General features: G+C 48.5%; 24 protein-coding genes. 22 read left to right on the top strand and 2 right to left on the bottom strand.

Annotated features, from left to right (window positions below):
* Nucleotides 1-608: 608 nt before the first annotated feature.
* The 6 genes from ahpC (at nt 609) to C8U37_RS06550 (ending at nt 8,192) form a co-directional block, all read left to right on the top strand.
* A complete protein-coding gene (ahpC, locus tag C8U37_RS06525; protein WP_086628018.1) occupies nt 609-1,169 on the top strand; it encodes an alkyl hydroperoxide reductase subunit C in 561 nt (186 codons plus the stop codon).
* Between the two features lie 12 nt (nt 1,170-1,181).
* Nucleotides 1,182-2,714, top strand: coding sequence for an alkyl hydroperoxide reductase subunit F (gene ahpF, locus C8U37_RS06530; RefSeq protein WP_108032465.1), 1,533 nt, complete (start codon nt 1,182-1,184; stop codon nt 2,712-2,714).
* 162 nt (nt 2,715-2,876) lie between these two features.
* Nucleotides 2,877-4,553 carry a formate--tetrahydrofolate ligase gene (locus C8U37_RS06535; RefSeq protein WP_108032586.1) on the top strand — a complete coding sequence of 559 codons (1,677 nt, stop codon included), beginning with the start codon at nt 2,877-2,879 and terminating at the stop codon, nt 4,551-4,553.
* Between the two features lie 191 nt (nt 4,554-4,744).
* Nucleotides 4,745-6,640, top strand: a complete 1,896-nt coding sequence (locus tag C8U37_RS06540) for an ABC-F family ATP-binding cassette domain-containing protein (protein ID WP_108032466.1) — start codon at nt 4,745-4,747, stop codon at nt 6,638-6,640.
* Nucleotides 6,641-6,659: 19 nt separating this feature from the next.
* On the top strand, nt 6,660-7,607 hold the full coding sequence (locus C8U37_RS06545) for a thymidylate synthase (protein ID WP_108032467.1): 948 nt from the start codon (nt 6,660-6,662) through the stop codon (nt 7,605-7,607).
* A 96-nt stretch (nt 7,608-7,703) separates the two neighbouring features.
* On the top strand, nt 7,704-8,192 hold the full coding sequence (locus C8U37_RS06550) for a dihydrofolate reductase (RefSeq protein ID WP_108032468.1): 489 nt from the start codon (nt 7,704-7,706) through the stop codon (nt 8,190-8,192).
* A 60-nt stretch (nt 8,193-8,252) separates the two neighbouring features.
* Here C8U37_RS06550 and trhA read toward each other — a convergent pair whose 3' ends face one another.
* Nucleotides 8,253-8,903 carry a PAQR family membrane homeostasis protein TrhA gene (gene trhA / locus C8U37_RS06555; protein WP_245879776.1) on the bottom strand — a complete coding sequence of 217 codons (651 nt, stop codon included), beginning with the start codon at nt 8,901-8,903 and terminating at the stop codon, nt 8,253-8,255.
* Nucleotides 8,904-9,084: 181 nt separating this feature from the next.
* Here trhA and C8U37_RS06560 point away from each other — a divergent pair, with 181 nt between their 5' ends.
* The 16 genes from C8U37_RS06560 (at nt 9,085) to C8U37_RS06635 (ending at nt 24,590) form a co-directional block, all read left to right on the top strand.
* Nucleotides 9,085-9,708, top strand: a complete 624-nt coding sequence (locus tag C8U37_RS06560; protein ID WP_108032470.1) for a YpmS family protein — start codon at nt 9,085-9,087, stop codon at nt 9,706-9,708.
* A 15-nt stretch (nt 9,709-9,723) separates the two neighbouring features.
* Nucleotides 9,724-9,948 (top strand): YozE family protein, encoded by a 225-nt coding sequence (locus C8U37_RS06565; RefSeq protein ID WP_086985045.1) that lies wholly within the window; start codon nt 9,724-9,726, stop codon nt 9,946-9,948.
* A 21-nt stretch (nt 9,949-9,969) separates the two neighbouring features.
* Nucleotides 9,970-10,671, top strand: a complete 702-nt coding sequence (gene deoD, locus C8U37_RS06570; protein WP_108032471.1) for a purine-nucleoside phosphorylase — start codon at nt 9,970-9,972, stop codon at nt 10,669-10,671.
* A gap of 20 nt (nt 10,672-10,691) precedes the next feature.
* On the top strand, nt 10,692-12,173 hold the full coding sequence (locus C8U37_RS06575; protein ID WP_108032472.1) for a S41 family peptidase: 1,482 nt from the start codon (nt 10,692-10,694) through the stop codon (nt 12,171-12,173).
* A 155-nt stretch (nt 12,174-12,328) separates the two neighbouring features.
* Entirely contained in the window at nt 12,329-12,877 is a 549-nt protein-coding gene (gene lepB, locus C8U37_RS06580) for a signal peptidase I (RefSeq protein ID WP_108032473.1), read from the top strand.
* A gap of 33 nt (nt 12,878-12,910) precedes the next feature.
* Nucleotides 12,911-13,573 carry a signal peptidase I gene (lepB, locus tag C8U37_RS06585; RefSeq protein ID WP_108032474.1) on the top strand — a complete coding sequence of 221 codons (663 nt, stop codon included), beginning with the start codon at nt 12,911-12,913 and terminating at the stop codon, nt 13,571-13,573.
* Between the two features lie 86 nt (nt 13,574-13,659).
* Nucleotides 13,660-14,538, top strand: coding sequence for a ribosome biogenesis GTPase YlqF (ylqF, locus tag C8U37_RS06590; protein ID WP_108032475.1), 879 nt, complete (start codon nt 13,660-13,662; stop codon nt 14,536-14,538).
* The gene (locus C8U37_RS06595; protein WP_108032476.1) at nt 14,535-15,311 is read left to right on the top strand and encodes a ribonuclease HII; all 777 of its coding nucleotides are present in this window, start codon (nt 14,535-14,537) and stop codon (nt 15,309-15,311) included. Before ylqF ends, C8U37_RS06595 begins: the two co-directional genes overlap by 4 nt.
* Before the next feature lie 105 nt (nt 15,312-15,416).
* On the top strand, nt 15,417-16,325 hold the full coding sequence (gene dprA / locus C8U37_RS06600) for a DNA-processing protein DprA (protein ID WP_170100212.1): 909 nt from the start codon (nt 15,417-15,419) through the stop codon (nt 16,323-16,325).
* Nucleotides 16,326-16,440: 115 nt separating this feature from the next.
* Entirely contained in the window at nt 16,441-18,510 is a 2,070-nt protein-coding gene (gene topA, locus C8U37_RS06605) for a type I DNA topoisomerase (RefSeq protein ID WP_108032478.1), read from the top strand.
* Nucleotides 18,511-18,527: 17 nt separating this feature from the next.
* Nucleotides 18,528-19,838, top strand: coding sequence for a methylenetetrahydrofolate--tRNA-(uracil(54)-C(5))-methyltransferase (FADH(2)-oxidizing) TrmFO (gene trmFO, locus C8U37_RS06610; protein ID WP_108032479.1), 1,311 nt, complete (start codon nt 18,528-18,530; stop codon nt 19,836-19,838).
* A 71-nt stretch (nt 19,839-19,909) separates the two neighbouring features.
* Entirely contained in the window at nt 19,910-20,836 is a 927-nt protein-coding gene (xerC, locus tag C8U37_RS06615; RefSeq protein ID WP_108032480.1) for a tyrosine recombinase XerC, read from the top strand.
* A 3-nt stretch (nt 20,837-20,839) separates the two neighbouring features.
* Nucleotides 20,840-21,364 (top strand): HslVU peptidase proteolytic subunit, encoded by a 525-nt coding sequence (gene hslV / locus C8U37_RS06620; RefSeq protein ID WP_086628001.1) that lies wholly within the window; start codon nt 20,840-20,842, stop codon nt 21,362-21,364.
* 16 nt (nt 21,365-21,380) lie between these two features.
* Nucleotides 21,381-22,790: an ATP-dependent protease ATPase subunit HslU gene (gene hslU, locus C8U37_RS06625; protein ID WP_108032481.1), complete on the top strand. Its 1,410-nt coding sequence runs from the start codon at nt 21,381-21,383 to the stop codon at nt 22,788-22,790.
* Nucleotides 22,791-22,862: 72 nt separating this feature from the next.
* A complete protein-coding gene (gene codY / locus C8U37_RS06630) occupies nt 22,863-23,681 on the top strand; it encodes a GTP-sensing pleiotropic transcriptional regulator CodY (protein ID WP_108032482.1) in 819 nt (272 codons plus the stop codon).
* 36 nt (nt 23,682-23,717) lie between these two features.
* The gene (locus tag C8U37_RS06635) at nt 23,718-24,590 is read left to right on the top strand and encodes an aldose 1-epimerase family protein (RefSeq protein WP_108032483.1); all 873 of its coding nucleotides are present in this window, start codon (nt 23,718-23,720) and stop codon (nt 24,588-24,590) included.
* 98 nt (nt 24,591-24,688) lie between these two features.
* Here C8U37_RS06635 and plsY read toward each other — a convergent pair whose 3' ends face one another.
* Nucleotides 24,689-25,291 carry a glycerol-3-phosphate 1-O-acyltransferase PlsY gene (gene plsY, locus C8U37_RS06640; protein WP_108032484.1) on the bottom strand — a complete coding sequence of 201 codons (603 nt, stop codon included), beginning with the start codon at nt 25,289-25,291 and terminating at the stop codon, nt 24,689-24,691.
* Between the last annotated feature and the right edge of the window lie 36 nt (nt 25,292-25,327).

Raw genomic sequence — 25,327 nt, forward strand, 5'->3', positions numbered from 1 at the left:
GCGAGTGGGTGAGGTTACGAAGAAACAGGAGAACTTATATAACACCTTAGGTGTAATGCCCCCGACCACGTTATAATTTTTTGGGAATCTAGGTTTAACGGGGCACGCCGCCGCTTTGCTCCGGCGAACGGAGGCTTCGCCGGAGTTCGGCCAACATTTGCGTTTGCGTTCTCCGGCGAGGGCAACTTGGACGGAGTTGCAGCATAGCGGTTCTGGTAATCTCCGGTGAGCGTAAACCTGTCCGGAGCTGCGTAGCTATGCGGCTGCTCTCCTCCGGCCAGCAGCCGCATACTGTAGGTCTGTTTAAATGAGAATGGATTCATCTAATTGAGAATGATATTGACTTCATGAGGGTGCTTATCGCGGATGCGTGACCGGGGAATTGTTTCAGTTTGAATTTTTAATGACTTTTCCCGGAGTGACAGGCAGGCTTCTGAACGGCTAATCCATTAAAATATTGAGGTTTATGTAGGCTGCAATCCATTCTTTTCAAAAATGAAAAAATAATTATAGTTATCAAGTGTTAAAACTTGACCGTTAATGACGGATTCTATATAGTTATTGATAGGGATTATTCTAAAATAATTATTATAATTGGAGGAATTGAAATGTCATTAATCGGAAAAGAAATAGTGGAATTTAAAGCGAATGCTTATCACAAAGGTGAATTTATTGAGGTTTCATCGGAAGACCTAAAAGGAAAATGGAGCATCGTCTGTTTTTACCCTGCAGACTTCACTTTCGTTTGCCCAACTGAATTGGAAGATCTGCAAGACCAATATGCAACCTTGCAAGGCTTGGGAGTAGAGGTTTATTCCGTATCAACCGATACACACTTCACGCATAAAGCATGGCACGACCATTCACCAGCCATCGGAAAAATCGAATACACCATGATCGGAGATCCATCGCATGCGATTTCGATCGGATTTGATGTCTTGGATGAAGAAGGCTTGGCTCAACGCGGAACGTTCATCATCGATCCGGACGGCATCGTGCAGGCAGTGGAAATCAATGCTGACGGCATCGGCCGTGACGCAAGCGGTTTGATCGACAAAATCCGTGCAGGCCAATATGTCCGCACCCATCCAGGCGAAGTTTGCCCTGCGAAATGGAAAGAAGGCGCGGAAACATTGAAACCTAGCTTGGACTTGGTAGGTAAAATTTAAAGGAGGATTCCCATGGCATTAGATACAGAAATAAAAGGGCAACTCGGCCAATATCTAGAACTGTTGGAATCGGATGTGGTTTTCAAAGCCAGTCTGGGCGAGGATGAAAATTCCGGAAAAGTCAGTGCGTTTTTGCAGGAAATCGCCGGTATGTCGGATAAGATTGCTTTTGAAAATGCAACCTTGACCCGTACGCCCAGTTTTACGATCACACGTCCAGAAACGGAAAGCGGCATCACGTTCGCCGGTCTTCCGTTGGGCCATGAGTTCACTTCATTTATCCTGGCTTTGCTGCAGGTAGGCGGAAGGGCTCCTAAAGTGGATGACAGCATCATCAAGCGCATCAAAGCAATCGACAAAGAGCTCCATTTCGAAACCTATGTCAGCTTGACGTGCCATAACTGCCCGGATGTTGTCCAAGCATTGAACATCATGTCCGTACTGAACCCGAAAATCTCCCACGTTATGATCGAGGGTGGCATGTTCAAGGATGAAATCGAAGCGAAGAAAATCATGGCTGTTCCGACTGTTTTCCTTAATGGGGAAGAGTTTGCCAGCGGCCGCATGACGATTGAGCAATTGATCGATAAAGCCGCCGGTCCGACAAGTGCGGATGCGTTCTCCGATAAGGATATTTTCGACGTCCTTGTTGTCGGTGGAGGCCCCGCAGGCAACAGCGCGGCCATCTACGCTGCCCGTAAAGGCATCAATACCGGCATGGTCGTCGAGACCTACGGCGGACAAGTCATGGACACTGTCGGCATCGAAAACATGATCGGAACGCCTTACACGGAAGGACCAAAACTGATGGCGCAAGTGGAAGCACATGTGAATCAGTACAAGGTCGATATCATGAAAGGCCAACGCGCGAAAAGTATCCGTAAAAATGACCTGATCGAGGTTGAACTGGAAAACGGCGCAGTGCTCAAAGCCAAGACCGCTATTCTTACAGTCGGTGCGCATTGGCGCAATGTCAACGTGCCCGGTGAGGAAGAGTTCCGCACGAAAGGCGTGACCAACTGTCCGCATTGCGATGGTCCGTTGTTTGCAGGGAAAGACGTTGCTGTCATCGGCGGCGGCAATTCCGGCATAGAAGCGGCGATCGATTTGGCTGGTTTGGCGAAACACGTATACGTGCTCGAGTTCTTGCCGGAATTGAAAGCTGATCAAGTATTACAGGACCGTGTCCATGCTTTGAAGAACGTCACAGTCATAACGAATGTGGCGACGAAAGCGATCACTGGGACCGATCAAGTGGAAGCCATCTCCTACATGGACCGCACTACGAATGAGGAACACACCATCGCACTTGAAGGTGTCTTCGTTCAGATCGGCTTGGTTCCGAACACGGCTTGGTTGAAGGATTCCGGCGTTGTGTTGAATGAACGTGGCGAAGTCATCGTCGACAACCATGGTTCAACCAATCTGGAAGGCGTATTCGCTGCCGGAGATTGCACAAACAGTGCGTACAAACAAATCATCATCTCGATGGGCGCCGGAGCGACTGCCGCTTTGGGCGCATTCGATCACCTGATCCGTCAATAAGCTCAAATCCAGAAAGGGATTTCAATTCGGAATCCTTCTCTGGATTTTATTGTTTGATGAAAATGTAAGCAGTTTTATCAATCAAACGGCCATAAAACACGTTCTTTCTTCAGGTCTATGTGCTAAAATGTATGTAAACATGAAGAATTTGGAGTGATGGTTTTGAAGACGGATATCGAGATAGCTCAAGCAAATGAGATGCTTCCGATCAAAGAAGTAGCGGCAACCCTTTCCCTGACAGAAGATGATCTGAAACTGTACGGCAAATACAAGGCAAAAGTGGACATCAAGAAAATCAATTCCTTGAGTGAAGAGGCAGACGGGAAGTTGATTCTTGTCACTGCCATCAATCCTACCCCGGCTGGTGAAGGTAAATCAACCGTAACAGTCGGCCTAGGAGATGCGCTGACACGCATCGGCAAGAAAGCGATGATCGCGATGCGTGAACCTTCATTAGGGCCGACGATGGGCGTCAAAGGCGGAGCGGCAGGAGGCGGTTATGCGCAAGTGCAACCGATGCAGGACATCAACCTGCATTTCACTGGCGACATGCATGCCATCACAGCGACGAACAATACCTTATCAGCTTTGATCGATAACCACATCCAACAAGGCAATGCCTTGAACATCGATCAACGCCGGATCACCTGGAAGCGCGTATTGGACATCAACGACCGTGCTTTGCGCAACATCGTCATCGGGTTGGGCGGACCGATCCAAGGCGTTCCCCGCCAAGACGGTTTCGATATTACGGTAGCGAGCGAAATCATGGCAATCCTTTGCCTATCGACTTCACTGACGGATCTGAAGAACCGGATCGGGAACATCGTCATCGGCTATACGTTTGACCGCGTACCCGTCACTGTCAGAGATTTGAAAGTGGAAGGCGCATTGACCTTGTTGATGAAGGATGCTTTGGAGCCGAATCTAGTCCAAACGTTGTATCATACGCCGGCATTTGTGCATGGCGGACCGTTCGCCAATATCGCGCACGGCTGCAACAGCGTATTGGCAACCAAAACAGCCTTGAAATTGGCCGATTACGTCATTACGGAAGCCGGTTTCGGAGCCGACTTGGGTGCCGAAAAGTTCATGGACATCAAAGTGCCGCAACTAGGCAAGAGCCCGGATGCAGTCGTTATCGTAGCGACCGTGCGCTCGTTGAAGATGCATGGCGGCGTATTGGTGAAAGACCTCAACAGCGGCGAAAATGTCGAAGCGGTCAAAGCCGGCTTCGCAAATCTGCAGAAGCATATCGAAAACATGCAACAGTATGGTGTGCCTGTCGTTGTGGCGCTCAATGAATTCACGAACGACACCGCGGCGGAAATCGAGGCAGTCGTCAGCTTGTGTGCGGCGCAGGAAGTCGAATGCATCCAGACAGCAGTATGGGCAAAAGGCGCTGAAGGCGGAGAAGCTTTGGCGAACGCTGTCGTGAAAGCAATCGATGAAAACACAAAAGCTTTCGTTCCCCTTTATGTGGCGGAAGACAGCGGCATCGAAGAAAAAATCGAAACGATCGTCACCAAAATTTATGGCGGCAAAAGTGTCATCTATTCAAAAGAAGCCAAAAATCAACTGCGTCAGTACAAGAAGAATGGCTGGGACCGTTTGCCGGTATGTATGGCAAAAACGCAGTATTCCTTGTCAGATGATCAGAAAGCGATCGGCCGTCCGGAAAACTTTGACATCACCATTCGTTCCTTTGTTCCGAAAATCGGAGCCGGGTTCGTCGTTGCGTTGACGGGGGATATCCTGACCATGCCGGGTCTGCCGAAAGAACCGGCTGCTTTGCGCATGGACGTCACCGAAGATGGAGTCGTTACCGGATTGTTCTAATTTCATAAAAATCGTAAAAATAGAGAGGGAAACCTCTCTATTTTTTTGACGAAAAGCGCTTCTGAAATACGGCTTGATTTTTGGGCCTTCAATGTCCCGCAGCCCAGCCGGATATGTTACAATGTCAAGAGACTATCAAGATCCCTGAACATAAAACGACATGGATTGAAAACAAAGGATGATTGCGACATATGAAAGATTTTAATGCCATCGAGTTAGAAAAATCCTACGGGATGAAGACACTATTCAATAAAATATCCTTCACGATCCGTGAAGGCGAACATATTGGCCTGATCGGTCAGAACGGAACCGGTAAGAGTTCCTTGCTGGAGATCATCGCGGGAATCGAAACACCGGATGCCGGCAACTTGGACGTGCCCAGTGATTACCGTGTCGGTTACTTGGCCCAAGAACCCCAACTGAACAAAGAATCGACTGTTTTTGAAGCGGTCTATGAAGGCGAAGCACCCATCATCAAGACGGTCCGCGCCTATGAGGAAGCTTTGGAATTGTTGGTGAACGACAGTCTGAATCCGGATTATCAGAACCGATACAGCAAGGCCGAAGCTGACATGAATGCGCAAAATGCTTGGCAAACGGAGGTTCAGATCAAATCCATCCTGAACAGGTTGGGTTTGGATGACATCACGAAAAAAGTAGGCGAGCTATCCGGTGGCCAACGGAAACGCGTCGGCTTGGCGCAGGTGCTGATCCAAGCGCCGGACCTGTTGCTGTTGGATGAACCGACCAACCATCTTGACATGGATTCGATCACGTGGCTGGAAAACTATCTTGCCCAATACAAAGGCTCCGTCCTTTTGGTGACCCATGACCGCTACTTCCTGGAGAACGCTGTGACGAAAATCATCGAACTGAAGAACGGCGGTTTGGAAGTCTACACAGGGAACTACGAAGACTATTTGTTTCAGAAGAGCGAACGTGACGCGATCCAGCAAAAAATGGACGAGAAGCAGCTGAAATTGTACAAGAGCGAACTGCAATGGATGCGCAAGGGCGCCAAAGCCAGGACGACAAAGCAACAGGCACGGATTCACCGTTTTGAGGATTTGGAAAAGGTAACGCAACAAAGTACGACCGATGTCAAACTCGAAATCCAATTGGATGGGTCCCGTTTGGGCAAACGCGTCTTCAATCTGGAACATATCTCGCTTTTTGCGGGAGACAAACAGGTTCTCAACGATTTTTCCTATATATTCCAGTCGAACGATCGCATCGGCATCGTCGGCAAGAATGGGGCAGGCAAGACAACCTTGCTGAATATGTTGGCAGGCGAAATAGAAATTGCCGGCGGGAATCTGATCATCGGAGAGACCGTCAAAATAGCCTATTACAAACAACTTTCCGAAGTGCTCCCTGACGATAAGCGCGTCATCAATTATCTGCAGGAAATCGCGGAAGAGGTGAAATTAAGCGACGGCATCGTCGTCAGCGTCAAAGAGATGCTGGAGACTTTCCTCTTCCCGCGCGAAACGCACGGCAGCTTGATCAGTTCGTTATCCGGAGGGGAAAAGCGCCGGCTTTACTTGTTGAAGTTGCTGATGACAAAACCGAATGTGTTGCTTATGGATGAGCCTACGAACGACTTGGATATCGATACGCTGACGGTATTGGAGGATTACTTGAATAGCTTCGGCGGAGCCGTCATCACCGTTTCGCATGACCGCTATTTCTTGGATAAAGTGGCCGACAAGCTGTTGATCCTGAATGATGAAGGCAAACCGGGCGTATTCTTTGGGGATATGAGCGAATATTTGCTGGTATCCAGTCAAAAAGACAGCGAAACCGCTAAACAGCAAAACAAAAAAGCAGCAGCAACTGTAGCGTCTCAGGATGCGGTCACGGAAAAGACCAAATGGACCTACTTGGAGCAGAAGGAATGGGAAACAATCGAGGACGACATTGCCGCACTTGAGGAAACAGGTCAGACATTGCAGAGCGCGATGGCCGAAAATGCTTCGAACTTTGAAAATTTGACCCAATTGCAACAGGAACTGGACAACGCGGAAGCTGCGCTTGCCGAAAAATGGGAACGCTGGGAATATCTCAGCCAATTCGCCAAAGATTAATGCACATAGGAGAACAAAGATGACAAAACAATATTTGGATTTAGCAAGAACTGTCCTGGAAACAGGCGCAACGAAACACGATCGCACCGGAACCGGCACGAAAAGCATCTTCGGCCATCAAATGCGTTTCGACCTCGCTGAAGGCTTCCCGATCCTGACGACCAAGAAAGTCGCTTTCGGCCTCATCAAAAGCGAATTGCTGTGGTTCCTGAAGGGCGACACGAACATCAAATACCTGTTGGAAAACAACAACCACATCTGGGATGAGTGGGCATTCGAGCGCTATGTGAAATCAGCAGATTACACAGGGCCGAATATGGATGACTTCGGTCACCGGGTCCTGAAGGAAGAAGGCTTCAAAGCAAGCTACACTGCCGAAATGTCCAAATTCCGGGAAGCGATTTTGACGGACGCAGCCTTTGCAGCCAAACACGGCGAATTGGGCAACATTTATGGGTCCCAATGGCGCCATTGGCGAACGACGCAAGGGGAATTCATCGATCAGATCAGCGATGTCATCGAAATGATCAAGACGAACCCTGATTCAAGAAGGTTGATGGTTTCGGCCTGGAATCCGGAAGACGTCCCTTCAATGGCCTTACCGCCTTGCCATACCCTGTTCCAATTTTATGTGACGGATGGGAAGCTCAGCTGCCAACTGTACCAAAGAAGCGCGGATATCTTTTTGGGGGTGCCATTCAACATAGCCAGCTACGCCTTGCTGACGCATTTGATCGCAAATGAAACGGGTCTTGAAGTCGGGGAATTCATCCACACATTCGGGGATGCCCATCTGTATCTGAATCATATCGAACAGATCGAGCTGCAGCTTTCCAGGGAGCCATTCGCTTTGCCGAAGCTCGTGCTGAAGCATCCGGAGAAATCCATTTTTGAAATGGAAAAAGAAGATATCGTCCTGGAAGGCTACGTGAGTCACCCGGGCATCAAAGCACCGATTGCTGTATAATTTTTCATACTGAGGAAAAGGAGGTTGCCGCCATCAGGATCCATATAGGTTCCTGATTGATCCGGGCGTTGGCTCGGCTGCGCGGCAAAACATGAGATGATCGCATTATTATGGGCTGAAGACGACAATGGAATCATCGGAAAAGGCGGCACGTTGCCTTGGCACCTGCCGAATGATCTGAAGTATTTCAAAGAGAAAACACTGAACCACAAAATCGTGATGGGCAGAAAAACGTTCGAGGGGATGGGTTCACGCCCGCTGCCCAGAAGAGAAAATATCATCCTCACAAGGCAAACCGACTACACGCATCCGGGCGGTACCATCCTGCATGAAGTGGATGAGGTATTGGCACTGGATAATGCAGAGGACACGCTTTTCATCATCGGCGGCAGCGAAATCTTTGAGCTGTTCCTGCCGTACGCGGACCTCCTGTACCAGACTGTCATTCATGCCGATTTTGACGGGGACACTTATTTTCCGACAACAGACTGGAACGAGTGGGAATTAGCCTCGTCAACCGCAGGCGTTGTCGATGACAAAAACCGTTACGAACATGAATTCAAAGTTTTCAAACGGGTGAAATAAGCAAAAAGGGCTGACTCCAATGAAAGAGTCAGCCCAATTTTTTGCATTTTTTTGATTTTATCACACGTAAAGCAATATGCCGAAGTACATGAAAGCGGCGCCTGCCAAAACGAAGAGGTGCCAAATGACATGCATAAAGCCATATTTTTTGTTCGAGTAAAAAATAGTCCCCAAACTGTAACTCAAGCCGCCTAACGCGATGAGTACAATGCCGTTCAAGCCGACTGTCTGATACATCGGTTGAATGATGAACAGCGCCATCCATCCCATACCCAAGTATAAGAGTGTGGAAATCCCGTTGAATTTTCCGACGAAAAAGATCTTCAGGATAATCCCGATGATTGCGATTGCCCAAACAGCAATGAACAAGGCTCTGCTTTGGCCGTTACGGACCGCAATCAAACAAAATGGCGTATACGTCCCTGCAATCAACAAATATATGGCTGCGTGATCGATGTAGCGGAAAATCTTTTGAAACCGGGTCATACTGAAACTGTGATAGAGCGTCGACGACAGAAAAAGTAAAATCATCGAAGCACCATAAATAGCATAAGCAACGACTTCTGTAACGTTTCCTGATTGGGACCCCTTCAAAATGAGTAAGACGCATCCTGCGATGCTTAGCAAGGTTCCGATTCCATGTGTTACGGCATTCAACACTTCGTTTACAATGATTTTGCGTCTGCCTTCTGTTTGCGGAAAAGTAGTCACATTCATTCCTCCTTGTTGCCTGTTAGCAATTTTTTTTGGCCAAATAAAAAAACAGTCTCCAACAACGTCCTTCTGAATGCATTATAGCACATTAAATGGTAAGATTTAGAAAATAACTGTATCTCCCTCACTCGAAAAAAACAGAGATTTTTACGGGGATATTTTGAAAGGGGCGAATAGAATGGGAACCAATCAACAAAGAAGTGCGAAAAACAGTCCGAATCCATGGAAAATCGCTTTCGTCACATTGTCGCTCGTGCTGGTCATCGCGGTGGTTTGGCTATTCTCGAAAATCACGATGGAACAACCCGCTCAAACTGCAACTGACACACAAATCACGGCGCAATCAGAGGATCAGCTTTCGGCAGGCTTGTCCTTGAGCAATACCGAATTGGCTATCATCGCCAACGAATACATGCAATCTGAGGAGAGCCTGGCCGGGTATTCGGTGGAAATCACGGATGTGGTGACTTTAAAAGGTGAAACCGTGCTATTGGGGCTTTCGATTCCGTTTGCTTTATCAGGGGAGCCGCATGCGACAACGGACGGCAATCTGCAGATGAAGGTGACGGCCATCTCGCTGGGCGGGTTGTCTTTGCCCGAAAAAGAAGCCTTGAGTCTGTTGGCTCAATTTTTGACGCTGCCTGCATTCGTCAGCTTGGATGCGGATTCGGAAACGGTGCTGATGAACTTGGCCAGCATGGATCTGCCGAAAGAAAGTGCCATCCGTTTGCTTTCCATCGATAAAGGGACGAAAGAATATTCATTTGAAGTAACCATACCAACAGAAAATTTGATAGAATAGAAAGAGGCCTAATTTATGAGACAATCTTTTTACCTTTTCATCCTCACGTATAGAGACCCATACAAAAAAGACGACAAAACAGCATTCGCGAATCGGGTTTCCGAGGATATCGGCTTTCCGAAGCAAATGACCGACTACCACGAACTTGCCGATTACCTGGAGTTGAGCGGAGAGTATACAGAGTTCATGTCCGTCTTTGATGAGTTGTTTGACGTATACGTCGAGAGGAACAGAAATTAGATAAAGAAAGAAGGAAATGAAATGAGTACACACATCGCAGCAAAACCTGGGCAAATCGCGGAAACAGTCTTATTGCCGGGTGATCCATTAAGAGCGAAGTACATTGCGGAGACCTACTTGGAGAACGTCGAGCAGTACAATTCGGTCCGGAACATGTTTGGCTACACAGGGACATACAAAGGCAAGCGCGTCTCTGTCCAAGGCACGGGCATGGGCTTGCCTTCGATCATGATCTATGCCAATGAACTGATCACAGAGTACAACGTGCAGAATCTGATCCGTGTCGGTTCGGCAGGGGCGATCCAAAGAGATATCCATGTGCGTGACATCGTCATTGCCCAAGGCGCGACAACAGATTCCAGCGTCGTCAGCAATACGTTCAACGGCCAAGTCAATTTTGCGCCGATCTGCAACTTTGAACTAATGCACAATGCCTATATGGTCGCGAAGGAACGGAAATTATCCGTGCACGTCGGCAATGTCTTATCCTCGGACCGCTTCTACAACGAAGAGTTGGATAAACAGAAATTGGCGGATTATGGTGTTCTGGCCGTAGAAATGGAAGCTGCCGGACTGTACCTGCTTGCCGCCAAATACAACCGGAAAGCGTTGGCTTTATTGACGATCAGCGACCATATCCTGACCGGGGAAGAAACGACTGCCGAAGAGCGTGAAACAACGTTCGACGACATGATGCTTGTTGCGTTGGAATCTATCTTATAATCTAAAGAGGTGTAGTATGAATGGGCAACAACGGGCATAAACTTAAAAACGGCAAAAAACGCGGAGTCAAACTCTCCGTTTATATCCTTTCCTTGATCATCGTCGCTGCTGCGGCGATCGGTGGGACGTATGCGTGGATCGGGAGAAGCGTCACGCTTCCCTCCACGGAGGAAATCATTCAAGGAACAAATAGTTCGACGTTGGATTCGGCTGCAGCGGACCGCATCGGAGCCGTCTATCAGACGCTGCTCAATAATTATGTCGAAGGTGTCGATGAAGAAGCGCTGATCGAAGGCGCCTTGAGCGGCATGGTGGAAGCAGTCGGCGATCCATACAGTCAATACTTGAATACGGAAGCGAGCGAAAACTTGGATGAGACGATCTCCGCCTCATTCGAAGGCATCGGAGCTGAAATCATGTCCTTGAATCAACAGATCGTCATTGTTTCGCCGATCAAAGGGTCCCCTGCAGAAAAAGCCGGACTATTGCCAAATGACATCATCCTCAGTGCGGATGGCCAGGCATTGCAGGGCCTGACCGCTAGTGAGGCAGTCGCTCTGATCAGAGGCGAAAAGGGCAGTGAAGTGGTTCTGGAAATAGTCCGCGGTGATCAGACTTTCAAAGTGAACATCATCAGGGACACGATTCCAATCGAAACGGTGACATTTGAACTGGACGAAGAACATCCGGAAATCGGCATCGTCCATGTTTCCAGTTTCTCAACACCGACCTATGACGATATCGTCAGTGCTGTAACAGATCTGCGCACACAGGGAGTTACATCCTTTGTGTTTGATTTCAGGCAGAATCCAGGTGGCTTATTGGACCAGGCTCTGAAAATCAGCAATATGTTCCTGAACGACGGGGACGTCATCATGCAGACGCAGGAAAAAGATGCCGATCCGAATAAAATAGTGGCAAGTGCAAGCGAGTTCGGAGATTTCAAGATAACCGAACCAACCGTCCTGCTTGTCGATGAAGGAAGCGCCAGCGCTTCGGAAATCGTTGCGGGAGCACTGCAGGAATCTTCCGAGATACCATTAGTCGGGACAACGACCTTCGGAAAAGGGACTGTGCAGACAGTGTATCCGTTGACCGAAACCAGCGAATTGAAATTGACTGTAGCGAAGTGGCTGACGCCGAACGGCAACTGGATCCACGAAAAAGGGATTGCCGTCGACTACGAAGTCGCACTTCCAGAGTACGCTACTTTGACGATCATCGATTCCACGGCAACTTATGAAGAAGGAACTGTCTCGGAAGCGGTCAAAAATGTGGAAGCAATGCTGAATGCCATCGGCTACGCAGTCGAAGCGGACGGCTATTATGATGAAGACACTGTCGAACAGGTAGCGTCATTCCAAGCTGCAAACGAGCTGGAAACAACCGGTATCGTGACAGGTGACACTGCATTGGCGATAGTCGAACAATTGCGGGAAGTCCTTACGGAGAACGATACACAGTACGATAAGGCTGTGGAAATATTGATGGGGAACGAATAATCCGAAAGGTTTGGCAGCTCTTACGAAGTGCCAAACCTTTTTGGTGTTGCTTGGAATATTCGCCTTTGGACCGGTTGCGATTCTTTTTATGCGTAAAATGTGCTAAACTATGAGTGTTGTTTTAGCACAAACTATAACCAAAAAGGTTGATACCGATGAAAGTAGATAAAAAGATGCAGGATGGTCTCTGGGATTGGATGAAGGCGATCACCTTTGCCTTGCTGTTGGTGATCATCATCCGTTTTTTTGTATTCATTCCGCTGAAAGTGGAAGGCGATTCCATGAGCCCTACTTTGGCACAAGGCAACTATCTCTTATATGAGACGTTTTCCGACATTGGTCGCTTTGATATCATCATCTTCAGCAATGAAGAAGGTCAAACGCTCATTAAGCGGGTCATCGGATTGCCGGGCGATTCCATTGCTTACAGCGAGGATCAACTGTACCTGAATGGCGAGGCTGTTGCAGAGTCTTTTCTGGGGACGGAGAAGCAGCAGGGGATGGATGTTTTCACTTCGGATTTTGATTTGCTGACCTTGACAGGAATAGAGACGGTCCCGCAAGGCAGTTATTTTGTGTTGGGGGACAACAGAGTGCGCAGCAGGGACAGCCGGATATTCGGCTTTGTCGCGCAGGCTGATATAGCCGGAAAAGCGGCGATGGTGTACTATCCGCTTGAGGATTTTGGCTTTATTCAAAATTAAATACCAGCTGGATTTATAAGAAAGGGTGATTCGATGTCATTTGGTAATAAAGATCATAATGACCAAGACTCTGGTTTTGTTTCAAGGAACGAAAGATTCGGGGTCGATCAAAAGAAAGAAATCCAACCAGAAAACCGAGGCAGTTTTTTGCGGGAAGCGCTGAATCTGATCCTTTCGGTGGCAATCGCCTTTGTGCTGTTCGTTGTCATCCGGACTTATTTGTTTTATCCGTTCCAGGTTGTCGGCGATTCGATGGTGCCGACTTTGGAGACCGGAGACCGGCTGATCCTGAATAAATTGGCTGAAGTCGATCGTTTTGATATCGTGGTGTTCCCTGCTCCTGACGGGACCGACGAAGAATATGTGAAGCGGATCATCGGGCTGCCCGGGGACGAAATCACGTATTTCCAGGATGAACTCTACATCAACGGCGAAAAAGTGGCGGAGCACTACCTGGAGGCGCTGAAAGAAGTTTCAGATCAGGCTTTGACCGGGGATTTCACACTCTTCAGCCTGACAGGGGAAGCGACAGTCCCAGAAGATATGTATTTCGTCTTGGGGGACAACCGCAGCGTTTCCAAAGACAGTCGGGTTTTCGGATTCATCCCAGCTGCACAGATAGAAGGGACGGCCGATTTAAGACTGTGGCCGTTGACCAAAATAGGCATCATCGATGACAATGGGGCAGATGAATAAAGGGACAACCGCACACAAGTGTACTTGCACTTGTGTTTTGTCTTGAATGGGAACAACATGATTTACTCAGAAAAGGAAGTGTCAATATGTTAATACAATGGTTTCCAGGCCACATGGCAAAAGCGAAACGTGAAGCGTTGGAAAAATTAAAAATGGTCGATTTGGTGATTGAGTTGCTGGATGCGCGCCTCCCGGTATCCAGCCGGAACCCTTTGATCGATGACATCATCGGAAACAAACCAAGATTGATTGTCCTTAACAAGGCCGATCTTGCAGATAAGGCAGCCACAAAAGAATGGGTCGAATACTTCAAGCAGGATAAGAAAGCGCAGCGGGCCGTTTCGATGTCGACGCTGAGCAATAAAGATGTAGAGAACATCAAAAAAGAACTGAAAGAGATGATGGCCCACAAAACGCAGGCGATGATCAATAAAGGCGTCAAACCCCGCGCCATCCGCTTGATGATCCTTGGTATCCCGAACGTCGGGAAATCAACCTTGATCAACAAGCTGATGCAGAAGAACCGCGCGCAGACAGGCAATCGGCCCGGTGTAACCAAAGGGCAACAATGGTTGAAAATCGGCGGCGATTTCGAGTTGCTGGACACGCCAGGGATACTGTGGCCAAAGTTCGAGGATCAGCTGATCGGGCAAAAACTTGCCTTGACCGGAGCGATCAAGGATACGGTTTTCCATAAGGATGACGTCGCATTATTTGCATTGCGTCATTTCATGCAGCATTATCCGGGCAGATTGCAGGCATTCTATAAGGTAAACGAAAAAGACTTTGAAGGTGCCGTGCCGGACCTGTTGATGGAATTGACCACAAAACTGCGCTTTGGTGAGGATTACAGCCGAGCCAGCGAAAAAATCATTTTTGACATCCGCGGTGGCAAATTGGGACCATATACATTGGACCAGGTTCCCGTAAAGGCAGCGGAGACTGGAGAGGGCTTAGCGGAATGAACAAACCACTGAGCATCGCTGCCATCAAGGAGCAATTGCAGGAAATCGAGTCATTGGAAGATCAACGTTGGGAAACAATCCGAGCCGATGCCCGCAAAGGTGTCCAAGCTGCAGTCAAATCCTGGGAGCGGAATTATCAACTCGACCTTGCCTTAAAAGAGCGGCAAATCCAAATGATGGCCTTCGAAGAAGAGCTGAAGTCGAGAGGCCGTCTCGCCATCGCAGGCATCGATGAAGTCGGCAGAGGCCCTTTAGCCGGCCCCGTGGTCGCTGCAGCAGTCATTCTGCCGGCAGAGCTCCCGTTCCTTCCCGTCAACGATTCGAAACAACTCTCGGCGAAAAAAAGAGAGCAACTTTACGATCAAATCATGGCCATTGCCGACGTCGGCATCGGATTGATTTCACCAGAAACAATCGACGCCGTGAATATTTATCAAGCCACGAAACTGGCGATGATGCAGGCAATCGCCAATCTGAAGCAAGAGCCGGACAGTCTGCTCATCGACGCCATGAAGCTGCCGTTGCCTGTTGAACAGCAATCCATCATCAAGGGCGATGCCAAGTCCGTCTCGATCGCTGCCGCCAGCATCGTCGCGAAAGTATACAGAGATCGCCTGATGTCCGAGTATGCCTTGCAATATCCGCACTATGGATTTGAGAAGAATGCCGGCTATGGCACCCAACTGCATTTATCAGGCTTGGATACTCATGGCATCACGCCCATCCACCGGAAGACGTTTGATCCGATCAAAAGCATGCTGAGAGGGCAATAAAAATTCCCGGATGGCATGCGCTATTTCAACATAATTAAGCTATAAAAAGCAGAATCCGACTCCTTGCGTATTGTCTTAACAGATGGTATGCAAAGGAGTTTTTTTATGGAAATGAACCGCGAGGATCTGACGGTCCGGGATAAATTGATTTATCATGCAATGACCGGCGTGTGCACGCCGAATTTTATGAAGCATCTGTACCTGACCTGGACGAGGGATCCTTTCTATTCAATAGAAGAAATCGTAAACAGTTATGTGCCGATGACCCAAGAAACCAAACAACAGAAGTTGAAGATGGCGCTGGAGACGGCCTGCAGCAAGCTGACTTATGAAGAGCTGAAGGAACTGTATCGGATCAGAAATATCCAGGTTTTGACGATTCTGGACAACGGCTATCCCGAAGGCTGGCTGAACAGCTATCTGCCGCCTATTGTGGTGTTCTGTGCGGGGAATATCCGTTTATTGGAGCAACCTTGTTTGAGCGTCGTCGGCAGTCGCAGTCCGACCGCGTATGGAAAGGCGGTCTTGGAGGAAATGATACCGCCGTTGGTTGCGGAAGACGTCACGCTCGTAAGCGGGCTCGCCAAAGGCATCGATCAAATGGTTCATTCCTGTGCCATTGCAAACGGCGGAGCCACAATCGGCATCATCGGGTCAGGTCTGGATGTCACTTACCCAAGGGAAAACGCTGCCCTTCAGCGGCAAATGATGGCAGAGCAGCTCGTCATCAGTGAATATCCTTTAGGCTCGAAACCGGAACGTTTCCATTTTCCGATGCGCAATCGCCTGATCGCCAACCTTTCGCTGGCAACGTTGGTCATCGAGGCGACGGAAAATAGCGGAAGCCTCATAACCGCGAATTTGGCGCTGCAGGAAAACAGGGATGTTTATGCGGTTCCCGGAAATATTACCAGCCGGCTCAGCGTCGGCACCAATCAATTGATAAAGGCCGGCGCAGCTTGCGTTTTGAACGCGACTGACGTGCTGGAAGAAATGAAAACGCAGTGGAACTGATGCATCCGCGAAATAACTTCCATTTGACAAACACCTAGTTTATGGCATAAGATGGGAAACGATTTAAATGACAGAAATATACATACAAAATATTTCGTTGAGAGGAGTCGTTTCTTTGGCTTATAAATATTTAGTCATCGTGGAATCACCTACCAAAGCCAAGACGATAGAAAAGTATCTTGGCAGAAACTATAAAGTGGTAGCGAGTAAAGGCCACTTGCGCGACTTACCAAAGAGTCGCATGGCAATCAATATCGAAAATGACTATCAGCCGGATTATATTTCCATTCGTGGGAAAGGCGACCTGATTAAAGAATTGAAAAAATATGGCCATAAGGCAGAAAAAATTTACCTGGCTTCCGACCCGGATAGAGAAGGGGAAGCCATCTCGTGGCACCTCGCTCACTTGTTGGGTTTGGACCCAGCAGACAATATCCGCGTCGTTTATAATGAAGTAACCAAAGATGCAGTCAGAGAAGCACTGAAAAATCCAAGACCAATCAACATGGATCTTGTTTCAGCCCAGCAAGCCCGAAGGATACTGGATCGTCTGGTCGGATACTCGATTTCACCAATACTATGGAAGAAAGTCAAAAAAGGGTTGAGTGCCGGACGGGTCCAATCCGTTGCCCTGAAACTGATCGTCAACCGCGAAGAGGAGATTGCCGGGTTCGAACCTGTGGAATCCTGGACGATTGATGGCACTTTCCTGAAGGACAAACATGTTTTTCAGGCAGCCTTTTATGGCTTGGGCGGGAAAAAGCTGAAGCTGAAGACCAAAGAGGAAGCGGATGCGGTCTTTGAGAAGATTACTTCCAATGTTTTTGAGATTTCCGATGTAACGAAGAAACAGCAAAAACGTAACCCGGCTCAGCCGTTCACGACTTCCAGTCTTCAACAGGAAGCCGCCAACAAACTTAATTTCCGTACGCGGAAAACGATGATGATCGCGCAGGAACTCTATGAAGGGATTCCACTCGGCAAAGAAGGCTCAGTGGGATTGATTACTTATATGCGAACGGATTCGACACGTGTGTCGGCCGGATCGATTGAGGAAGCGCATGAATACATCACGGGCACATACGGCCCGGAATATGCCATCGAAAAACAGCGCGAGAACAAAAAGGCCGCATCGGCACAGGATGCGCATGAAGCCATCCGTCCTTCCAGCGTTTTAAGAGTGCCAAGCGAAATCGAAGCCTTTTTGACGAAGGACCAATTCAAACTGTACCAATTGATCTGGGCGCGCTTTTTGGCGAGTCAGATGACACCGGCAATCTTCGATACGATGAAAGTCGATCTTAAGCACGAGGACGTCATGTTCCGGGCGACGGGTTCCAAAGAAAATTTTGCCGGTTACCGCAAAGTCTACGTAGAAGGCACCGCCAAAGAAAAAGACAACCTTCTGCCGGAAATGGCTGTCGGCGATACTGTGTTCTCGAAGGACATCGAACCGAATCAGCATTTCTCGCAACCGCCGGCCCGTTATTCGGAAGCGACGCTCATCAAAGCTCTGGAGGAGAATGGAGTCGGAAGACCTTCGACCTACGCGCCTACGATCGAAACGATCCAGAAACGCTATTACGTAAAAGTGACGGCAAAACGTTTCGAACCAACCGAACTGGGGACGATCGTCAATGGCTTGATTTCGACTTATTTCCCGGATATCGTGAACATTTCCTTCACTGCCGGGATGGAGCAGGACCTGGACAGTGTCGAAGAGGGCAATATGGAATGGGTCAAAGTAGTCGATCGATTTTACAAACCATTCGCCGAAGAGTTGTCGAAAGCGGAAGTCGAGATCGAAAAAATTGAGATCAAAGATGAACCTGCCGGATTCGATTGCGAATTATGCGGACATCCGATGGTCATCAAGATAGGCAGATTCGGAAAGTTCTATGCGTGCAGCAATTTCCCGGAATGCCGGAACACGAAACCGATCGTGAAGAAAATCAACGTGACGTGCCCTGTATGCCACAAAGGCGAGGTCATCGAACGGAAATCCAAGAAGAACCGAATATTCTATGGCTGCGATCAGTATCCAGAGTGCGAATTCATCTCTTGGGACAAACCGATTGGCCGCGATTGCCCGAAATGTCAACATTATCTTGTTGAGAAGAAGGTCAAAGGCGGCATCCAAGTGAAATGCAGTCATTGTGAATACGAGGAAGATGTACAGAAATAACGTTATGGAGGCAGACTATGACAACGAAAACAGTTACCGTAATCGGTGCCGGTTTGGCCGGAAGCGAGGCGGCTTTTCAAATAGCGGAGCAAGGCATCCACGTCGATCTCTATGAGATGAGACCGAAAAAGATGACGCCTGCCCACCATACTTCAGGTTTCGCGGAATTGGTCTGCACCAATTCCCTGCGGGGGAACCAAGTCACGAACGCCGCGGGATTGATAAAGGAAGAAATGCGTCATCTGAATTCCTTGATTATCAGAGCGGCCGATGCGACCGCTCTGCCGGCGGGTGGCGCACTGGCTGTCGATCGCGACAATTTTTCAGCCTATGTGACGAAAGCATTGGAAGGCCATCCCAATATCACGATCCATCTGGATGAACTGACGGCATTGCCGGAAGGGATCTCGGTGGTAGCGACCGGCCCTTTGACTTCGGAACCAATGAGCCAATCAATCCAAAATTTTATCGAGATGGAAGGGCTGTACTTCTATGATGCCGCCGCACCAGTGCTGGAAAAAGACAGCATCAATATGGAAAAGGTATACCTGAAGTCGCGTTACGACAACGGCGAAGCCGCCTACTTGAACTGCCCGATGTCAAAAGCGGAATTCGAATCGTTCTATCGCGAACTGATCGTTGCTGAAGTGGCCCCTCTGAAGGAATTCGAGGAGGAAAAGTACTTCGATGGCTGCATGCCGTTCGAAGTTATGGCCTCAAAAGGCGAAAAAACGCTGCTGTTCGGTCCGATGAAGCCGGTCGGACTGGAAGACCCGAAGACCGGAAAGATTCCATACGCAGTTGTGCAGCTCCGTCAGGACAATGCTGCCGGCTCCTTATACAACATCGTCGGGTTCCAGACGCACCTGAAATGGGGAGAGCAGAAGCGGATTCTGCAGATGATCCCGGGACTGGAAAATGCTGAAATCGTGCGTTATGGTGTTATGCACAGGAATACGTTCCTTAACTCTCCGAAAATTCTGCGCTCCACCTATCAGAGCCAAAAACGCGATGATCTGTTCTTCGCTGGCCAGATGACCGGCGTGGAAGGATATGTCGAGAGTGCCGCCAGCGGTTTGCTGGCGGGCCTTAATGCTGCCAGAATGGCGAATGGACAGGAATGTGTCGTCTTCCCGAAAGAAACGATGATTGGTGCCATGTCGCACTACATAACGAACACCGACAGCAAGCACTTCCAACCGATGAACGCCAACTTCGGCATAATCGAACCGTTAGGCGGCAAGAAAATCCGTGATAAACAGCTTAAAAACCAAATGATAGCCGATAAAGCGTTGGCTGCCTTGGACGAATTCGTGCAAACGATTTAAGTTCGTCAGCTTACATTGAAATCTCTCCAACATTGTGATAAATTTATTCATAAGATGTTGGAGGGATTTTTTTGTCTAATCAAGAATTAATCGATCGATTCATAAACTATTTGGCAATTGAACGGCGCTATTCCGACGAAACGGTCAAAGCCTATCTGTTTGACCTGAAAAAATTCGAATCCTTTCTCGAAGAAAGTGGAACCAGCGACTTGATGGCGGTACAATTGTACGACGTTCGCCTGTATCTGAGTTTTTTGGATGAACAAAAACTGAGCCGAAACACCATTTCGCGCACGTTGTCGAGCTTGAGGGGGTTCTATCATTTCCTGATCCGCAACGACCTTCTTGATGAAAACCCTTTATCCTATATCTCTTTCAAGAAAAAGCAGCTGCGTCTGCCTCAGTACCTGTACGAAGAAGAATTGGAAAAACTCTTGCGCGCAGCCGAAGGGACCGAAATACTGGACTATCGGAACCGGGCGTTGGTGGAATTGTTGTATGCGACCGGAATCCGCGTCAGCGAATGCAAGAACATCAAGTTGCAGGATATTTCCTTCGACCTGGGCGTCATTCTGATTTTCGGTAAAGGGAATAAAGAGCGCTATGTGCCGTTCGGGCATTATGCTGCCGCAGCAATCCAGGAGTATCTGGAAATGACTCGGTCGGAATTGATGTCAAAACACCAACGCAGCCATGACCATCTCTTTGTGAATCGCTTGGGCGATCCGCTCACGGCAGGCGGCATTGAATACATACTGAAACAGATCATGAAAAAAACCGGCTTGACCGGGACGTTGCATCCGCATATGCTGCGGCACACCTTTGCAACCGATATGCTGAATAACGGAGCGGATATGCGGACCGTTCAGGAGCTTTTGGGCCATGCCAGTCTGTCATCCACTCAAATATACACACACGTAACGAAAGACGCCCTACAACGGAACTACAATCAATTCCATCCGCGGGCAAAACGGGACAGCAAGAAACAGGGGGAATAACATATGACAACAATCTGTGCAGTGCAGCACAACGGACGTTCAGCCATGGCGGGGGACGGCCAGGTGACGATGGGCGAATCCGTCATCATGAAAGGGACCGCCAAAAAAATCAGACGCATCTATCATGATGAAGTCATCGTCGGCTTCGCAGGCGGCGTAGCTGACGCTTTCACCCTTGAAGACAAATTTGAGGAGAAACTCAATCAATACAAGGGCAACCTGATGCGCGCTTCCATCGAGGTGGCCAAGGAATGGCGCGGCGACCGTGCCCTTCAGAAGTTGGAGGCGTTGCTGATCGTCATGAACAAGGAGCAGATGTTGCTTGTTTCCGGGAGCGGAGAAGTCATCGAACCGGATGATGGGATCCTTACGATCGGCTCAGGCGGGAATTATGCCTTGGCTGCAGCAAGAGCCCTAAAAAGAAGAGGCTCCGATCTTTCCGCTAAGGAGATCGCCTACGAAAGCCTCAAGATTGCCTCAGAAATCTGCGTATTTACTAACGACAACATTATTGTTGAAGAATTTTAGATAGGTGGCTAATATAATGAAGGAACAACACAACAGAACACCCAGAGAAATCGTCAAGGAGCTCGACCGCTATATCATCGGCCAGGATGCTGCCAAAAAAGCGATCGCTGTCGCTTTGCGGAATCGTTACCGGAGACAGCAACTGGACGCCGACATGCAAAAAGAAGTGACTCCGAAAAATATCCTGATGATTGGGCCGACCGGAGTAGGGAAGACGGAGCTGACGAGACGCTTGGCGCTGTTGGTCGAAGCACCCTTTGTTAAGGTGGAGGCAACCAAATTCACGGAAGTCGGCTATGTCGGCCGTGACGTCGAATCGATGGTCCGCGACCTGGTGGAGAACGCCATCCAGATCGTCGAAAAGCAAAAACGCGGCGACGTGTATGCCAAAGCCTATGAAGCGGCTTTGCAACGCTTGGTCAAAGTCATGAAGCCGGGGATCAAAAAAGCCAAGCCCAAACAGGAAAGCATGAATGACTGGCAAAATATGTTCAAAAACCTTGGAATGCCTCTGCCGGAAAATCAGGAAGAGGAAACCGAAGAAGTGACTGCCGAAATCGCCCAGAGCAGAGCGGAAATCATCGAGCAATTGCGCAAAGGCTTGCTGAATAAACGTGAAGTCTCCATAAAAGTGGAGGAAAAACAAGCCAATCCATTAGGTGGCGGCGGAAACAACGAACAAATGATGATGCTGCAGTCGGCATTCGAATCCATGACGCCGAAAAAGAAAATCCAGCGGACACTTTTGGTCGAAGATGCCATCGAGGTGCTCGTACAGGAAGAAACCGACAAACTTGTCAACAAGGATGATATTTCGCAGGAAGCTTTGAAGTTGGCTGAAACCAACGGCATCATTTTCATCGATGAAATCGACAAGATCACTTCCAAGTCACAAAACACAGGCGAAGTGTCGCGGGAAGGTGTGCAACGGGATATCCTTCCGATCGTCGAAGGCAGCCAAGTTTCCACTAAGTATGGGACTATCCAAACGGATCATATCTTGTTCATAGCATCCGGCGCGTTCCACGTTTCCAAGCCAAGCGATCTGATCCCGGAGCTGCAAGGACGTTTCCCGATCCGGGTGGAATTGAACGACCTCACGGAAGATGATTTCGTCCGCATCCTTACAGAGCCCAATAACGCGATGCTGAAGCAATACATCGCGCTGTTGGCAACGGAGGACGTCAACATCACCTTCACGCAGGAAGCCATCCGGAAAATGGCCGTCATCGCGACAGAAGTCAACCAGGAAACCGATAATATCGGTGCCAGAAGGCTGCACACGATCATGGAAAAACTGCTGGAAGATCTGTTGTTTGAAGCTTCCGAAATTCCCGGTACAGATATCACGATAACGGAACATTATGTGGATGAAAAACTTGAGAAAATTGTAGAAAACAAAGATTTAAGAAGATATATCCTTTAAGCATAAAAAAATCCCCTTTAGGTTGGATGAACCTTGCGGATATTTTCTGATGGATGATCGTAGGGGGAAAACATGGACGAATTATTAGAAAAGTTGAGAAGAATCAACTACATGCTGCAAAAAGAAGGGGGCTTCGTTGCTGTCAGCGACGAAGCGACGGCCTTGCCTTTTACGGAAATGGCGAGCGTGCTCGGCGACATACTGAGCGCCAACACGTATCTGATTGATCTGTCCGGCAATTTACTGGGCTACAGCGAAGCGACCAATATCAACAATGCCCGCATCAAACAAATGCTGGAGGACAAGAAATTTCCGGAGCAGTATGCCCACAATCTGTCTGCGTTGTTGCAGACGACCGCGAACATCGGCATCGAATCTGATTTTACGGCCTTTCCGATCGAGAGCAGGGACTTGTTCATTACGGGTGTCACAACGATCGTTCCGATTTTTGCTTCCGGCAAGCGCTTGGGGAGCTTGGTTTTGGCGCGATTGTTTCCCGTTTTTGACAGTAGCGATCTGATCCTTGCCGAACATGGTGCCACCGTTATCGGCATTGAATTGCTGCATGCCATCAATTTGCGCATGCAAGAGGCAACGCGCGTGACCACACTGGTCCAGGTCGCCATAAAATCGCTGTCTTTCAGCGAAATGGAGGCGGTCAAAGCGATTTTTGAGACTTTTCCATCCTTGGAGGAACGCATCACCGCATCAAAAATAGCGGCAGAAAAAAATATAACCCGTTCCGTCATTGTGAATGCCTTAAGAAAACTGGAATCAGCCGGTATTCTCGAGACGAGATCGCTCGGTATGAAGGGAACCTTCATCAGAGTCGTTTCTGCAGAATTGCTTGATGCTTTAAAAAGGGCTTTGTATCCAAAAAATGATCAGTAAGAAAAATGGTGTAAAGCCAAACTAGGGGGAAATATCATGGAGTTTGTAATCGAAAATCGGCACCTTAAGGTAACCGTAAAAGATAAAGGTGCAGAAATAACCAGTGTAATCGCGAAGAAAACCGGTATCGAATATATTTGGCAGGCTGATGAAAAAGTTTGGAACAGACATGCGCCGATCCTGTTCCCTTTTGTTGGACGCCTGAAGGATGATACATTCCGACATAACGATAAAACTTACACAATGGGGCAACACGGATTTGCGCGCGATTCGAAATTTTCGGTGCATGAGCGTTTGACCGACAGCATTACCTTCATCCTTGCGCCGAATGGTGATTTCAAAGATGTTTATCCATTTCTGTTTGAATTGCAGTTGACTTATCAATTGTTCGAGAGCCAATTGTCGATCAGCTACAAAGTGAAGAACCTTGATGCAAACAAGATGTATTTCTCGATCGGCGGACACCCGGGTTTTAATGTGCCATTGACGGAAGGGGAAACATTCGAGGATTACTACATCAAAATGACTCCGGAAACTTCCCGCCAACGCTTGTTCCTTGATGGGCCTTACCTCGCAACTGACAAAACGGTTGAAGTGGAGCAGAACAAATTCCCATTGCAAAGGGATCTCTTCCTGAATGATGCTATCATTTTCAAAACGCCGGAACCGACAACCGTGACGCTGGCTTCCGATAAAAGTGAGCATGGGGTCACGATGTCCTATAAAGATTTCGAATACTTGGGCATCTGGACGAAGCCTCAGGAAGACGCCACTTATGTTTGTTTGGAACCTTGGTGCGGACTTGCTGACCGGTCGGATTCGGACGGGGAGCTGGAACGGAAAACAGCCATCCAATCGCTTGAACCCGGGAATAAACGGTATTATGTCCATCGGGTCGATTTCTTTTAATTCAGTCGTCAGCCAAGCCAGGCAGCGTTTGTCTTTGGAACTGATAAAAGGCGGGGCCGTAAATCAACGATGATTTACGGCCCCGCCTTATTTTGTTATTATTCTTTAGCGCTCTTCGATTTGTAGCCGAAAGGCACTTTGCTTTCCGTTCCATTTCTGATCCGGTAAATATTGGAACGATGGCGATAGATGATGAAGATCGTCAAAAGGATCGTAACGAGCGTCAATGGCCAATCCTTAAAAAAGAAGGAAAGAGCTACCGCCGTAAAACAGACCAAGATGCTGGATAAGCTGACCATTCTGGAGAAGTACAGGTAGATGATGAAAGCGACGACTGCTTCCCCAAAAAAAAGCGGATTGTAGGCCAACAGGATACCCGCGCTGGTGGCAACGGCTTTGCCGCCTTTGAATCCGGCAAAAAGGGGGTACGTATGCCCTAAGGCTGCAACAACCCCGGCCAATAGGGGATGGATTTCGACTCCCAGCCAGATCGGCAATAAGGTTGCCGCCGAGCCTTTGAGCAGGTCCATGATCAGGACGATGATGCCGGCTTTTTTTCCTAATACGCGGAAGGTGTTGGTAGTTCCGCTGTTTCCGCTGCCGTATTTGCGGATGTCTGTTTGATAAAAATATTTTCCGATCCAAATGCCTGACGGGATGGAACCCAAAAGATAGGCCAGGACGATGACGATTGCTGTCATTCTCACTTCACTCCTAAGTTGATACTCCAATATAAA

It is taken from the genome of Trichococcus patagoniensis (assembly GCF_003051085.1).
GTDB lineage: Bacteria > Bacillota > Bacilli > Lactobacillales > Aerococcaceae > Trichococcus > Trichococcus patagoniensis.

Bases quoted from the DNA above. Each gene is read 5' to 3' on its own strand.
- C8U37_RS06565 (WP_086985045.1), top strand. From the start codon at position 9,724: ATGAGACAATCTTTTTACCTTTTCATCCTCACGTATAGAGACCCATAC.
- C8U37_RS06575 (WP_108032472.1), top strand. From the start codon at position 10,692: ATGGGCAACAACGGGCATAAACTTAAAAACGGCAAAAAACGCGGAGTC.
- hslU (WP_108032481.1), top strand. From the start codon at position 21,381: ATGAAGGAACAACACAACAGAACACCCAGAGAAATCGTCAAGGAGCTC.
- codY (WP_108032482.1), top strand. From the start codon at position 22,863: ATGGACGAATTATTAGAAAAGTTGAGAAGAATCAACTACATGCTGCAA.
- ahpC (WP_086628018.1), top strand. From the start codon at position 609: ATGTCATTAATCGGAAAAGAAATAGTGGAATTTAAAGCGAATGCTTAT.
- C8U37_RS06540 (WP_108032466.1), top strand. From the start codon at position 4,745: ATGAAAGATTTTAATGCCATCGAGTTAGAAAAATCCTACGGGATGAAG.
- deoD (WP_108032471.1), top strand. From the start codon at position 9,970: ATGAGTACACACATCGCAGCAAAACCTGGGCAAATCGCGGAAACAGTC.
- ahpF (WP_108032465.1), top strand. From the start codon at position 1,182: ATGGCATTAGATACAGAAATAAAAGGGCAACTCGGCCAATATCTAGAA.
- hslV (WP_086628001.1), top strand. From the start codon at position 20,840: ATGACAACAATCTGTGCAGTGCAGCACAACGGACGTTCAGCCATGGCG.
- ylqF (WP_108032475.1), top strand. From the start codon at position 13,660: ATGTTAATACAATGGTTTCCAGGCCACATGGCAAAAGCGAAACGTGAA.
- C8U37_RS06545 (WP_108032467.1), top strand. From the start codon at position 6,660: ATGACAAAACAATATTTGGATTTAGCAAGAACTGTCCTGGAAACAGGC.
- C8U37_RS06595 (WP_108032476.1), top strand. From the start codon at position 14,535: ATGAACAAACCACTGAGCATCGCTGCCATCAAGGAGCAATTGCAGGAA.
- lepB (WP_108032473.1), top strand. From the start codon at position 12,329: ATGAAAGTAGATAAAAAGATGCAGGATGGTCTCTGGGATTGGATGAAG.
- plsY (WP_108032484.1), bottom strand. From the start codon at position 25,291: ATGACAGCAATCGTCATCGTCCTGGCCTATCTTTTGGGTTCCATCCCG.
- trmFO (WP_108032479.1), top strand. From the start codon at position 18,528: ATGACAACGAAAACAGTTACCGTAATCGGTGCCGGTTTGGCCGGAAGC.
- C8U37_RS06635 (WP_108032483.1), top strand. From the start codon at position 23,718: ATGGAGTTTGTAATCGAAAATCGGCACCTTAAGGTAACCGTAAAAGAT.
- C8U37_RS06560 (WP_108032470.1), top strand. From the start codon at position 9,085: ATGGGAACCAATCAACAAAGAAGTGCGAAAAACAGTCCGAATCCATGG.
- C8U37_RS06550 (WP_108032468.1), top strand. From the start codon at position 7,704: ATGATCGCATTATTATGGGCTGAAGACGACAATGGAATCATCGGAAAA.
- lepB (WP_108032474.1), top strand. From the start codon at position 12,911: ATGTCATTTGGTAATAAAGATCATAATGACCAAGACTCTGGTTTTGTT.
- dprA (WP_170100212.1), top strand. From the start codon at position 15,417: ATGGAAATGAACCGCGAGGATCTGACGGTCCGGGATAAATTGATTTAT.